This is a genomic window from Arthrobacter oryzae (assembly GCF_030812315.1).
GTDB classification, from domain to species: Bacteria; Actinomycetota; Actinomycetes; order Actinomycetales; family Micrococcaceae; genus Arthrobacter; species Arthrobacter oryzae_B.
This window is the reverse complement of the sequence record NZ_JAUSSM010000006.1, coordinates 58,542-72,333: the sequence shown is the minus strand read 5'-3', so window position 1 is coordinate 72,333 and position 13,792 is coordinate 58,542. Positions and strand designations below refer to the sequence as shown.

At 65.1% G+C, this 13,792-nt stretch carries 9 protein-coding genes; 3 read left to right on the top strand and 6 right to left on the bottom strand.

Annotated elements, in window-relative coordinates:
* Positions 1–84 precede the first annotated feature (84 nt).
* From J2S97_RS13230 to J2S97_RS13220, 3 genes are all read left to right on the top strand, one after another.
* A complete protein-coding gene (locus J2S97_RS13230) occupies positions 85–846 on the top strand; it encodes an IclR family transcriptional regulator (RefSeq protein WP_307050144.1) in 762 nt (253 codons plus the stop codon).
* 135 nt (positions 847–981) lie between these two features.
* Positions 982–2,169, top strand: coding sequence for a 4-hydroxybenzoate 3-monooxygenase (locus tag J2S97_RS13225; protein WP_307050142.1), 1,188 nt, complete (start codon positions 982–984; stop codon positions 2,167–2,169).
* A gap of 42 nt (positions 2,170–2,211) precedes the next feature.
* Positions 2,212–3,243: an FAD-dependent monooxygenase gene (locus J2S97_RS13220; protein WP_307050140.1), complete on the top strand. Its 1,032-nt coding sequence runs from the start codon at positions 2,212–2,214 to the stop codon at positions 3,241–3,243.
* Positions 3,244–3,285: 42 nt separating this feature from the next.
* On the opposite strand, the gene J2S97_RS13215 is transcribed toward J2S97_RS13220, so the two are convergent.
* The 6 genes from J2S97_RS13215 to J2S97_RS13190 form a co-directional block, all read right to left on the bottom strand.
* Positions 3,286–5,118: an ABC transporter permease gene (locus tag J2S97_RS13215; protein ID WP_307050138.1), complete on the bottom strand. Its 1,833-nt coding sequence runs from the start codon at positions 5,116–5,118 to the stop codon at positions 3,286–3,288.
* The gene (locus tag J2S97_RS13210; protein WP_307050136.1) at positions 5,115–6,257 is read right to left on the bottom strand and encodes an ABC transporter ATP-binding protein; all 1,143 of its coding nucleotides are present in this window, start codon (positions 6,255–6,257) and stop codon (positions 5,115–5,117) included. The genes J2S97_RS13215 and J2S97_RS13210 overlap by 4 nt, the downstream gene beginning before the upstream one ends.
* A gap of 38 nt (positions 6,258–6,295) precedes the next feature.
* Positions 6,296–7,375: an extracellular solute-binding protein gene (locus J2S97_RS13205; protein ID WP_307050134.1), complete on the bottom strand. Its 1,080-nt coding sequence runs from the start codon at positions 7,373–7,375 to the stop codon at positions 6,296–6,298.
* Positions 7,376–7,571: 196 nt separating this feature from the next.
* Positions 7,572–8,009 (bottom strand): acyl-CoA thioesterase, encoded by a 438-nt coding sequence (locus tag J2S97_RS13200; protein WP_307050131.1) that lies wholly within the window; start codon positions 8,007–8,009, stop codon positions 7,572–7,574.
* 77 nt (positions 8,010–8,086) lie between these two features.
* Positions 8,087–8,590, bottom strand: a complete 504-nt coding sequence (locus tag J2S97_RS13195; RefSeq protein WP_307050129.1) for a GNAT family N-acetyltransferase — start codon at positions 8,588–8,590, stop codon at positions 8,087–8,089.
* A 133-nt stretch (positions 8,591–8,723) separates the two neighbouring features.
* Positions 8,724–13,640, bottom strand: a complete 4,917-nt coding sequence (locus J2S97_RS13190) for an NAD-glutamate dehydrogenase (protein WP_307050127.1) — start codon at positions 13,638–13,640, stop codon at positions 8,724–8,726.
* Between the last annotated feature and the right edge of the window lie 152 nt (positions 13,641–13,792).

The following is a 13,792-nucleotide window of genomic DNA, read 5'->3' as shown; positions in this document are numbered from 1 at the left end:
GGACCAAAGGTTCCCTGTCCTGAGATTTGTACCACTGGGCAGTGTTATATGGGACACTTCAAACCATTCAACGGAAGGGGAAGTGTGGCAAATTCGGGCTCGGGCGATTCGGTGGTGGACCGTGTGGTTCGCGTTATTGCGGCCTTTCCGGAGGGCGTCAACGTCCTGCCGCTCTCGGAACTCGCCACCCGGTCCGGGCTGCCGCTCACCACTGCCCACCGGCTGGTCCGGCAGCTGGCCGGGCATGGCCTGCTGGATGTCGGCTCCGGCGGCTCGGTGCAGCTGGGGCTTCGCCTGTGGGAGCTGGTCAACCGCAATTCCCCCACCCTGGAACTTCGCCAGGCCGCCATGCCCTTCATGGAGGACATCCAGCAGGTGCTGAACCAAAACGTGAACCTTGCGGTGCTGGACGGCTGGGAGGCGCTCTTTGTGGAGCGGCTGTCCCGGCGGGGATCGGTGGCCAACCGGGCGCAGGTTGCCGGGCGGATGGCCGTGCACGTGTCCTCCGCCGGGCTCGTCCTCATGGCCAACCAGCCGCACGCAGTCCAAGCGGAATATTTGGACGGGTTCACGGATCCCGCGGGCCGCCTGTCCGTGGCTGAACTGCGGGCCCAGCTCGGAGAAGCAGCCCATCAGGGCTACGCCCAGCTGGCCGGCGTGGTGGATCCGGACACCTGGGGCATCGCCGTCCCGGTGATGGACCGCAAGAAGCGGACGGTGGCCGCTCTCGGCGTCGTGGTTCCGCTGCGGGAGGTGCGCCTGCAGGCGCTGGTGCCTGCGCTGCAGACCGCGGCCCGGGGGATCGGGCGCCGTCTGGGCGAATCCGCGGATGCCGCCGCCGAATAAGGGGCGTGACCACCGACTTCCATTCAACGGAATTACTGTAACGCGGGTCACGCTCCGGGGCGCACACTGTTAGCCAGACGGTCCCACAGGCCCCGGACCCTTCCGTCGGAGGCCCGCAACGAAGCGAGGAACACCATGGCAGCACGCACAATCATCACCACCCAGGTGGCCATTCTGGGCGCCGGACCGGCAGGGCTGATGCTCTCGCACCTTCTGGCCAAGGCCGGCATCGACTCCACCGTGATCGAAATCCGCAGCCGCCAGGACATCCAGGAGACGGTCCGCGCCGGCATTTTGGAGCACGGCACCGTGAACATGCTGGTGGACAGCGGCGTCTCGGACCGCGTGCTGCGGGAAGGGGACCGGCACGACGGTATTGAACTGCGTTTCAACGGCGAAAGCCACCGGATCGACTTCAAGGACCTGGTGGGGGAGTCCGTCTGGCTATACCCGCAGACCGATGTGTTCATGGACCTCGCCGCACGCCGCGAGGCCGACGGCGGCGACGTCCGCTACAGCGTCACGGACACCACTGTCCACGACATCGAAGGCAAGCCCAAGGTCTGGTTCACGGATGCCGACGGCGTGGAGTACGAACTGCAGGCCGATTTCATCACCGGCGCGGACGGTTCCCGAAGCCACTGCCGCTTCCAGATCCCCGAGGCACACCGCAAGTGGTACTTCCACGAATACCCCTTCGCCTGGTTCGGCATCCTGGCTGAAGCGCCCCGCAGCTCCGACGAACTGATCTACGCCAACTCGGACAACGGCTTTGCCCTGATCAGCCAGCGGACCGAGACGGTCCAGCGCATGTACTTCCAGTGCGATCCCAACGAGGACGTGAACAACTGGAGCGAGGAACGCATCTGGGATGCGTTCCGCAGCCGGGTCAACGGCAACGGCTTCGAGCTCAAGGAGGGGCCCGTCATCGACAAGATGGTGCTGAAATTCCGCAGCTTCGTCCACGCCCCCATGCGCCACGGGAAGCTCTTCCTGGCCGGCGACGCCGCCCACACCGTGCCGCCCACCGGCGCCAAGGGCCTGAACCTGGCCATTCATGACGTGAAGGTCCTGTTCGAGGGGCTGGAAAGCTACTACAGGAGCGGTTCCGCGGTTCTGCTGGACGCCTACAGCGACCGCGCCCTGGAGCGCGTCTGGAAGGCCCAGCAGTTCTCCTACTGGATGACGTCCATGCTCCACACGCCGGCGGACGCCGACGACTTTTCCCGCGCACGGCAGCTGGGCGAGCTCAACTCGGTAGTGTCGTCCCGCCACGGCAAGGCCTACCTGGCCGAGGCCTACACCGGCTGGCCGTCCGCCTAAGCCGCTAAACCCGACGGCCGTCGTCGGGCATAACATCGGTCCATGGAAGCAATAACCATCATTGGGGGCGGCATCGCCGGCCTGGCGCTTGCGGCGACGCTTGACCCGGACCGCTTCGACGTGGCCGTGCACGAGCAGCGGAACGCGTTGCCAACGGTGGAAACGTCCCTGGCTATGTGGCCGGAGGCCCAGCGGGCCCTTGATTCCGTGGGGATCCTCCCGGCAATCCGGACGGCAGGATCCGGATTCGAGGCCATGGCATTGCGGGACGCATCCGGGAAGGCACTGATACGTGCCGAGGTTTCCGGCGTAATCGGTGTTTCCCGCGCGGACCTGCTGCGGCACCTGGACGCCGCTGTGCCGGAGTCCGTATCCCGCGTGTTCGGGGCGGTCACGTTGCTCCCCGAGTCCGGGTTGCTGGTCGGAGCCGACGGCGTGCACAGCGTGGTCCGCCGGGCACGCTGGGGTGCGCGGTCCAGGGAGCGGCTCAGCCCTTACCTCGCCTTGCGCGGCATCATCAGCGAACCTGTCCCCGGGGATGCGGGCGGCGAATACTGGGGCCGCGGCGAACTGTTCGGCATAGCTCCGGCCTCCCGTAAGCGGACATATTGGTATGCCTCCTACCGGTCGGAGCTGGGCCCGGGCGGCATCGACGTTGCGGCGGCACTGGATCTCACCCGCCGGCGTTTTTCGGGGATGGCCGCCGGAGTCGGCCGCGTCCTGGCCGCGGCCACAGCGGACGGGACCCTCGCCCAGCGCATCTGGACCGTGCCGGCCCTGGGACGCTACGCACGGGAAGGCGCCGTCTTGGTGGGAGACGCCGCGCACGGCATGACACCCAACCTGGGGCGCGGCGCCTGCGAGGCCCTGATTGACGCCGTCACCCTGGCGGAACTGCTCGATTCCCGGCCGCTTCCGGAAGCCCTGAAGGCGTACAACAAGCGGCGCGTCCTGCGCAGCCAGGCCTTGCGCGTGGCATCTTCCGCAATGACCCGGCTTGTGCTCACCGAATCCGCCCAGCCGCTCCGGGACAGGATTCTCCGCCTGGCCGGGCGGCTCAGCCGGTCTGCGTAGTGGTCGCCGCCGACGGGACCGTCGTGGAAGCCCGGAGAAGGCCTAAGGCACCGGGCTCGGCGCGGATGCCTTGGCATCCGGCGCTTCGACAACAGGTAAAGCAGGGGCCGCTGTGCCAGGCGCGGCAAGGGGCCCGCCGTTCTTTCTGCCCTTGGAACGGCCCCGCCCGCCGGGTCGCCGGCCGGATCTCCCGTACACGAGGTACATGGTGAGCCCGGTAATGACCATCAGCAGCACGGTGTAGACAAACGTGTTGGAAACGCCGTCCACGCCCTCTGCGCCGTCCGTGTTGGCCTTGATGACCAGGCCCAGGGGCTGGACCAGCGGGTGCGCCAGGAAAATGGCGGTGTCGTAGTCGTCCAGCATGCTGTTGAAGTTGAGCGCGGCGATGGCTGCGGCGGCGGGGAGGACCAGCGGGAGCAGGATGCGGCGGAACACATAGAGCGTTTTGGCCCCCATGATGGCGGCCGCCTCCTCCAGTGATGAGTTCACCGACGCAAACGACGCCTTGAGCATCCTGAGCGTGAAGGGGATCTTCACAGTGACGAAGGCGATGAGGAGGATGACGGTGGTCCCGGTGAGGACCGCGCCGCCCACCAGGGGGTTGGGGTGGTCGTAGCTGATGATCAGGCCGAGCGCCAGCAAAGCCGACGGCAGGATCCAGGGGATGTGCAGCAGGTACTCGAACACGGCAGTCACCCAGTTCTTGTGCTTCTGCAGGATCCGCGCCACAAAAAGCAGGCCGCCGACGGCAATGACCGCAGCAACGGCGCTGTAGATAACGCTGATGACAAAAGGCCTGAGGCCCGAGGGCTGGGTCAGCACGCGCACGTAATTATCGACAGTGAGGCTGTCCAGGGAGAGGCGTCCGGCCTGGATGGCGGCTCCGTCCGCGAAGGAAAACAGCACAATCAGCACCACGGGCAGTGTGTAAACGGCAAACAGCAGGTAAGCCGCGGCGTGGACCGCAACGTTGGCCGCCGGATTAGTGATTTTCTGCTTCTGCAGCGCAGACGAAACCTTGGACACCGAGAAGTACGTCCCGCCCTTTTCCAGACGCGACATCACGGCGAGCATCAGGATCGTGGCCACGCCCAGGATGACGGCGAGCAGGGCCGCCAGGTCCCGGGACGTGGGGCTGTTCGTGAACGTGAGGATCATCGGGGTGATGGTTTGGAAGTCGCGTCCGCCGAGGACCTGGGGGGCGCTGAGTGCCCCCAGCCCCGTCAGGAAAGACAGGATGGTGACGGCAAAAAGCGTGGGTTTCAGCATGGGCAGCACGATGCGGCGGAGGATGGTCCACGTGGAAGCACCGAGATTCCTGGCCGCTTCGATGGTCTGGTAGTCGACGCCTTTGAGGGCGTTCGCGACGAAGAGCATGTGGTTGGTGGTGGTGGCGAACGTCATGACCGCCAAAACGGCAAAGAATCCCGAAAACCAGCCGGGCTCCATGCCGGGAAAGATTGTCAGCAGGAACGTGGTCACGATCCCTTTTTCGCCGTAGATGAACTTGTAGCCCGCCGCCAGCACGATGCCGCCATAGATGAATGTGGTGGCGTAGCCGAGGAACAGAATCCTGGAACCTCGGATCCTGAAGTAGTGGGTGACAAGGACGATGAAGATCCCCACAACGTTCACCGTGATGGAAAGCGCCACCGCCAGCAGGAAGCTGTTGCCCAGGGATTTCATGGCGCGCTGGGAGGAAAACAGCTTCTCCGCAGCCCGGCCCGAAAAGTTCCCGTCAGGGAAGAAAGTTTCGATCAGCACGTTTGCGTTGGGCCAGACGAGGAAGGCAGCGATGAACCATGTCAGGACCGCTCCCACAATGAGGATGAAAGGGGAGCGGAGCATGCTTTTGGCTGGGGTGCCACTCATCGGATGGCCGTCGCCTGATCCTGCGCCGCCTGGTCCTGCCCTGCCTGATCCGTCGCTGCCAGGTCGTGCGCTGCCAGGGCGACGCCGGTATCGGGGTGGTACTGCAGCACATGGTCCGGCTGGACGTACACGGTGGTCTGCGCCCCTGCTGCGGGATGCGCGCCGCCGTCCTCCTTGACCAGCAGCCGGATGTCGGCGCCGTGGCTCCGCACCACGTAGCGGCTGTGGAGGCCGTGGTAGGTCCGCGACACCACCTCTCCGGCAAGCCCGACGGCGGTGCCGCCGGCTGCTGTACCGCTGGCTGCCGTGCCGCTGGCCGCGGGACGCGTCAGTGACGCCTTTTCCACCCGCAGGTACGAATTGGCCGCGGTGTGGAGGCCGGCGCCGGACAGGCGGTTCAGTTCAGCGACGAACTCCGGGGTCAGGACGGAACTGTCACCGATGAATTTGCATACGAACTCGGTGGCGGAGTGGTCGTAGATAGCCTGCGGAGTGCCAATCTGCTCCACCGCACCCTTGTTGAAAACGGCCACACGGTCACTCATGGCCAGTGCCTCGTCCTGGTCATGGGTCACATAGACCGTGGTGATGCCGAACTCGCTCTGCAGGTCCTTGAGCTGCTGCCTTAGCTGGTGCCGGAGTTTCGCATCGAGATTGGACAGCGGCTCGTCGAGCAGCAGGATCTTGGGCCGCAACACCAGTGCCCGGGCAACTGCCACGCGCTGCTGCTGGCCCCCCGAGAGTTCCGCCACGTTCTTGTCCAGCTGCTCATCACTGAGCTCCACGCGGCGTGCGATATCGCGCACCAGGCGGTCGCTCTCGGCCGACTTCTCCTTCCGGACGCGGAGACCGAACGCGATGTTGTCCCGGACGCTCATGCTGGGGAACAGGGCGTAGTTCTGGAACACCATCCCCACCTGGCGCTTATCGCTGGCCAGGCGCGTGACGTCCCTGCCGTCGACATGGACGGTCCCGGCGGACGGTTCGATGAAACCGGCGAGGGTCCGCAGGGCCGTCGTCTTGCCGCAGCCCGACGGGCCCAGCAGGGTGAAGAATTCCCCCGGTTGGACGTGGAGGTCCAGGCGCGGGATGGCAATGAAATCGCCGAAGGAAACTTCGATGTTGTCCAAGCGGATCATGGGAAACCTGTCTGTGGGCTGTTGAGGCTGGGGAAGGGCTACGTCATGTACTCGAGCTCGATTTTCTCCACCCAGGCGCCCATATTCTCCTGCACGAAGTTCCAGTCGATGTCCTGCTGCTTGAGCCCGTCGAAGAACTCAACCACCTCGGGCTTGGCCTTGGCGGCGGCGTTCTTGTTCACCGGCATGGAATTGAACTGCTGCGCCCATTCGCCCTGTACGTCAGCGCTGCCGAACCAGTCGATGAACTTCTGCGCCTGTTCCTTCTTGTCCGTCCCCTTCACGAGGGCAACCTGTTCCACCGCGAGCGGGACTCCCACGGAAGGCACCACGGTTTCCACGTTCACCTTGAAGGACTTTTCGCGTTCCGCCACGATCGAGGACGGCATCTGGCCCATGTCCACGTCCCCCGACGCGATGCGGGCGAAGAGGTCGGTTTTCGCGACGGCCGGGCTGCCGTTCTGGAAGTACTGCTCCACCTGCTTCCAGCCTTCGTCCGAGATGCCCAGATCGCCGGAATCGTCCTTGTAGCGGGAGAGGATGCCGGCGAACACCAGCTGCGCCGTGGCGGTACCCAGCCCCGTGACCCGCTCATAGCGCGTCTTGAACTCGTCCTTGGACCACAGGTCCGTCCAGTCCTTCGGCGCCTGCTCCGCGGTGATCTTGTCAGAGTTGTAGCCGAGCAGGATTGCCTGCTTCACGAGCGGCCAGTAGGCCTTGTCGTCGTCACTGTCGGCGAGCGAGGCGTCCACTTCGCCTGCCCAGGCCGGCTCATAGGGCTCGATGGCATCGGCTGCCTTCACCTGGGCGAAGTACATGTTGTTGAGGCCGAAGGCGACGTCGGCAATGGGGTTGTTCTTTTCGGCAATCAGCTTGTTGGTCGCGTCGGCGCCGCCGGCGCCCACGATCTCAATTTTGAAGCCGGCTTCGGCAGCCTTCTTCGCCAGCCACTCCCCGCGGCCCTCACCGTTGGAATTCGTGTACACCACCAGCGTTTCGCCGGATGCGCCCCCGGCGGGTGAGCTACTCGATGCGTCGGGGGCGGCGGCGCCGGCACCGCAGCCGGCTAGGAGGGTTGCGGCGACGGCGGCGGCAACCATTGTTTGGAATTTGTGCACGATTGAGACCCATTTCTGAACTGGAACCGGAGCATTGTCCGGCAAGCCTATAGCGGCTCATGCCGATTAGGACCGTTTATAGCTATCGATTCGATAAACTACACGGCCTCGGCGTTCGAGTCTTGCCCGGCTTTCCCAACAATGTGCACCCGTGGCTTGAACGCGAGGTGAACTTCCGGGCTGTCCCCGGGCTGAATCAGTCCTGGGCGAGGGTCTCGGTGAGGTGGTGGGTGGGGATGCGGTCGCGGTCGTAGGTGATCTCGGTGTAGCCGTGGGGTTCGGGCTTGCCCTGCGTGCTGAGGTTCACGAACACGATCTCCTCGATGGTGAGGATGCTTTGCCGCGTGATCATGTTCCGGACTTCGGCGCGCATGGTCAGCGATGTCCGGCCGAACCGCGTGGCGGTCAGGCCCATCTCAATCAGGTCGCCCTGCACCGCGGAGCTCACGAAGTTGATCTCGGAGATGTACTTGGTGACCGCCCTGCCGTTGCCAAGCTGGAGGATGGCGTAGATGGCCGCTTCCTCGTCGATCCATTTCAGCAGGCTCCCGCCGAACAGCGTGCCGTTGGCATTGAGGTCTTCGGGGCGCACCCATTTGCGTGTGCGGAAGGTGATGTCTGCTACCGATTCCATAATGCGAGATTAGCCGACGCCGGCCACGCCGGCCGCAGTGTGACGGACGGTGGAACGCACCCTGCCTGCCGCCGTCGTCAGGCCATGGCGGTGTGGGCGGCGCTGTGCGAATCTATCGTCTTTGCGTAGCAGTAGGAGTGCTCGACGCCAACGTAGGGGCCGAAGTTGGGCACTTCGTCGAAGCCGCAGCTTTGGTAGAAATTCCGGCCGTCCGGCTGGGCGGAGCCCGCCTCGGCGGTGATCGAGGTGACGCCCATCCCGTACGCGTGCGCCTCCAGCGCGGCGAGGATGGAGCTGGCAACACCGGAACCGCGCGTGTAGGGCAGGACGTACAGCCGCTTGATCTCCGCCGTCGTCGAATCCAGCATCCTCAGGCCGCCGCAGCCCACCGGCTGTCCCGAGCTTTTCTCATAGGCCACCAGGAAGACGGCAGTATCCGCTTCCGACGGCGGCGGCCCGGGTTCGTGGTCCTTCGTGCCGAAGCGGGCGTCCAGTTCCGCCTGCTGCGCCGCACGCAGGTCGGCGCCCACGGGGTTTGCCCAGGTGACCTGCCTGATGTTGAGTCGGGGATTGGTCTGCATTGCTGCCTCGATTCGCCGAAGGGTTATGCAAAATAAGCCTAAGAGCAGGCGATTACCATGATGTTTCCTACGGGTAAGCGTCCGGAGAACTGTGGCGTCAGTGCTCCGTGGTTCGCCACGGGAGGGCCACAGCCTAACGCCGCACCAGCGTCCGCAGCAGTTTGAGCGCCACCGAGATCGAGTGGATGTCAGTCTGTCCGGGCCTGGTGGCCTCCGCGAACGTGTCCTTGATCCGCACCAGCTGCTCCTGGTGCCCGCGTTCCCACGCCACGATCCGCTCGATGGAATCGGCTCCTTCCGAGTCAGCGCCCTTCGTCATCTCCATCACCGAAATCGCCATGTCGGCAACGGCTGAATAGACATCGTCACGCAGTGCTGCCCGGGCGAGTGCCTCCCACCGGTTCTCCCGGGGAAGGGCCGTGATGCGCAGCAGCAGCCTGAGTGCGCCGATCCGCGCAAACACGGTCCAATACAGGTCCATGATCTGTTCGATGGGTTCATCGATCCGTTCCGATATCAGCGAGATGTCCAGGAGCCCGAAGCTCTCAAGGAGGTCGGCGGCGCGGCGGCCCAGGTCATGCGGCAGCCCGACGCCGTCCCAGTGCGCCTGCCGTTCCTCGACGAGGTCGATGCCGTCACCGCGCAGGAAGTCACGGGTCCTGTTCCGCAGCAGCTCCAGCGTGGGCATTATCCTGGCGAGGGCCTGGTCAACGGGCTGGTCGCGATGATCGTGGGTGACGTACCAGCGGATGGCCCGGTCAAGGATCCGGCGCATGTGCACGGTCAGCTGTGCGGCCTGTTCGCTGGGGAACGCGGCGGGAAGCTCGGCCATCCTGTCCACGAACCGCTGCAGGTCGTAGGCTTCGCGGGTTGCGACGAATGCCCTGGCAACAGCTGCGGCCGTGGCGGTGGTTTCCTCGATGGTCCGGAAGGCGAAGGTGATTCCGCCGAGGTTGATCATGTCGTTGGCCAGAACGGTGCAGATGATCTGCCGGCGCAGCGGGTGGGTATGGAGTTCCGGGCCAAAGCGGTCCGCGAGCTGATGTGGGAAGTAGCCGCGAAGTACCCGTTCGAACCAGGCATCCTCGGCGACGTCGCTTTCGTTCAGTTCCTTGGCCAGCTCGATCTTTGCGTAGGCCGCCAGCACGGACAATTCGGGTGTCGTGAGGCCTTTGCCCGTCAGCAGCCGCGCATGGAGCTGTTCGGTGCCTGGCAGGCCTTCCAACCGCCGGTCAAGGTCGGAGGCGTTCTCCAACCAGTCCATGGTCCGCTCAAAGCCTGGACTCCAGTTCAGGACCAGGGCCCGGTCGTTGAGCAGCAGGGTGTTCTGGTCGTGGTTGTTTTTCAGCACGAGCCGCGCCACTTCGTCCGTGAGCGAGTGCAGGAACCCGGCGCGTTCGGAGGCTCCCATCCTTCCTGTGGCGATCATGCGGTCGATAAAGATCTTGATGTTGACCTCGTGGTCTGAACAGTCCACTCCGGCCGAGTTGTCGATCGCATCGGTGTTGAGCAGGACGCCGGCCAGAGCGGCTTCAATCCGGCCCAGCTGCGTGACGCCAAGATTGCCGCCCTCAGCGATGATCCTTGCCCGGACCTCATTGCCGTTGATCCTGATGGAGTCGTTTGCCTTGTCGCCCACGTCGGCGTGCGTTTCGTACGACGCTTTGATGTACGTCCCGATCCCGCCGTTGTAGATCAGGTCCACCGGCGCGCGCAGGATGGCCTGCAGCAGCTCGGGTGGGGTCATCACCGACGTCGAACCCGGAAGCCCCAGCGCCGAAACCACGGGGACGGTGATGGGGATGGATTTGGCGTGGCGCGAATACACTCCGCCGCCCGGGCTGATCAGCGAGGCGTCATAGTCCGCCCAGGACGATCGCGGCAGCATGAACAGGCGGCGGCGTTCTTCCAGTGAGGGCGCCGCGTCCGGTGTCGGGTCCAGGAAGATGTGCCGGTGGTCGAAGGCTGCCACGAGCCGGATGTGTTTTGAGAGCAGCATTCCGTTGCCGAACACGTCGCCGCTCATGTCGCCGATGCCGGCTACCGTGAAGTCTTCCCGCTGCGAGTCGATGCCCAGTTCGCTGAAGTGGTGTTTGACGGACTCCCAGGCGCCGCGGGCCGTGATGCCCATCTGCTTGTGGTCATAGCCGACGGAACCGCCCGAGGCGAAGGCATCACCGAGCCAGAAGCCGTAGTCCAGTGCAACTGCGTTGGCCGTATCGGAGAATGCCGCGGTTCCTTTGTCTGCCGCCACCACGAGGTAGTAATCGTCGTCGTCGTGCCTCACCACGTTCTCCGGGGGAATGACCCGACCGGGGGTCCCCCGCGTTCCGCGCGAGGGCGACGTTCCGACGTCGGACGTATCCAGGTTGTCCGTGACGTCCAGCAGCCCGCGGACAAAGTCCTTATAGCTTTCCGCACCCTCCGTGAGCCAGGCGGTGCGGTCAGAGACCGGACTGGGCAGCCGTTTCGGATAGAAACCGCCCTTGGCGCCGGTGGGGACAATCACCGAATTCTTGACGGTCTGGGCCTTGACGAGGCCAAGGATCTCGGTGCGGAAATCCTCACGCCTGTCCGACCACCTGAGCCCGCCGCGGGCTACCGGCCCGAACCGCAGGTGGACGCCCTCCACGCGGGGTGAATAGACCCAGATCTCAAATTTCGGCCGGGGGTAGGGTGCGCCGGGAATGTCGGAGGGCCGGAGCTTGAAGCTCAGGTAGGGCCGGTAGCGGAAGAAGTTGGTGCGGGTTGTGGCCTCCATCAGGTTCAGGAAGGTCCGCAGCAGGCGGTCCGCTTCCAAGGAGGGGACGGCATCGATTGCCTCGGCCACTGCGGCGCGGGCGGTAGCCGTATCCTGGAGCCGCCGGGAGGGGTTGAGTTCGGGATCGAACCGGGCACGGAACAGGCTGAGCAGTGCGTCGGTGGCGGGCACGTTGGCCAGCAGGGTGTCGGCGATGAAGCCGTAGGTGTAGATGGTTCCCAGCTGCCTCAGGTACTTGGCGTAGCTGCGCAGGATGACCACCTTCCGCCACGTGAGCCCTTCCCGGAGGACGAGGGCGTCGAAGCGGTCGGACTCTTCGTCCCCCCGGACGGCTGCACCGAAGGCATCCGCCAGCAACTCGCTGGTGCCGGCGGGGTCTACACCGGCCGGATACTTGACGCCGAGATCGTACAGAAACAGCGGCCGGCTGTTGCCCCGCAGGACGTCGAAGGGACGCTGGTTCAGCACCTCCAGGCCGAGGTTGTGAAAGTAAGGCAGAATCTGCGTCAGGCTCTGCGGTTCGGTCAGGTACAGCCGTATCCGTGCATCCTCAGCCAATGTAGGGGCAGCATCCGGGCGGATATAGACGGCCAGCAGCGGGTTGTGCAGGTCCCGGCCGCCTGCGCCGTCGAGGTCGAACTGTTCAAACCGCCGGATGTCCTCCACCGCATCCTCGACCTCGAAATCGGCACGGTAGCTGGCGGGGAAAGCGGCGGACCAGAGTGCCGACAGCCGGCTTGCCTCCACGGGCGGCAGTTTGTCCCGGAGCGCTTCGTCCAGGCCTTCGGCCCATGTCCGCGTTGCGCTGATCACGGTTCGCTCCAGCGCGGCGGGGTCGACGTCGGGCGTCCCGCCGGCAGGCAGCAGGATCCGGAAGAACACGCGTGCCATGGGCGATTCACTCAGCCTGACTTCGAATTCGAGCGAGGAGGCCCTGAAAGCCTGCTTGAGCTCCTGTTCGATTCGAAGCCGGACGGCGGTGCTGTACCTATGGCGGGGGAGGAACACCAACGCCGTCATGAAACGGCCGTAGCTGTCCGCGCGCAGGAACACCCGCGTCTGGTGATGGGCCTGCAGCAGCAGGATTTCACGGGACAGCCGGGACAACTCGTCCAGGTCCAGGTGGAACAGCTCGTCGAGCGGAAAGGACTCCAGGACAGCCAGCAGCTGCTTGCCGGGATGGGAGGCCTCGGTGAATCCGAAGCGTTCCTGGACGGCCTGGACCTTATCCCGGATAACGGGGATGCGCCGCACCGACCGGCCGGTGGCCCCGGGAGCGAACAGGCCAACGAACTGCATCTCGCCCGTCGCATTCCCGGCGCGGTCAAAGGTTTGGATGTGGATTGAATCCAGGTAAGCCGGGCGCGGGACGGACGACCTCATGTCCGATGTGGAGAGCGTGAAGACCTGCTTGTGCGGAAGACCGGCAAGCGTATGGAAGGATTCCTGGCGGGCCTCCTTGCGGCCCTCGCGGAGCAGGCCGAGTCCCGTCGCTGGCCGCAGCTCTGCCTCGGGCCGGCCTCCCGCTGCCGAGTATCCGTATTCGCAATATCCCAGGAATATGAAGTTGCCGCGGTCCAGCCAGCGCAGGAGTTCTCCTAGCTGTTCCGGAGCCGGAACAGTTCCGTGGGAGAACTGGAACTGTTCCACCGCCCCAATCGCCCGGGCCAGCTTGGAATGTATGGACGGAGTGTCGTCGGCCACCAGCTGGACGTCAGCCAGGACGCGCTGCACATTGCCGGTGAGCTCCCGGATTCCACGTGCCCCCGGCAGCCGGCCGATTTCGGCTGCCACCCAGGATTCGGACGACCAGCCGTGCGGCTCATTCGCCGTGCCGGTCGCCGGGGCCCCTGCCGCGGCAGGGAATCCGTCGGTACCCGGCATTCCTGCCGGCAGCCCGGACTGTGGCGACCCCGCCCGCAGTTCCAGCAGCCTATGCGTCTGCGGATCGCGCCGGACCAGGAACGCGGGGTGGACGAGCAGGCGGATGGATTCGTTTTCGCGCGCCAGTTCGGCCGTGAGGGAATGGAGCAGGTGCGGCATGGCGTCCGCAACCACCAGCAGGACGCTGGCGTCGCTTTCATTCAGGACATCGACGGCGGCGGTGCCGGGCGGGCGGCTGTCAGCCAGTTTCCTGTGGGCTGTTGCCCGCTGCTCCAGGTTTTCGGGGCCATAGCTTTGAAGGTCCTCTGGCGCCACGTGTTCGTAGTAGGCCGCCAGGAATGGCTGGTCTGGCCCGGAGGGACCGGGGGCCGGTTCAGCCTCGGTGGGTACCGCCTTGCGTGACATGCCACTGCGCCTCCACAACGCGGGGAGCCACCGCATGCCGCGGCTGACCGTCCTGTCCCCACGCCTGCTTTCATCATGGCTTCGTTCCGGGATGCAGTCCAGTGCAGTTTGGTGTCTGGCGTGTGCCGTTCAATGGCCCCGCGTGTGCCGCC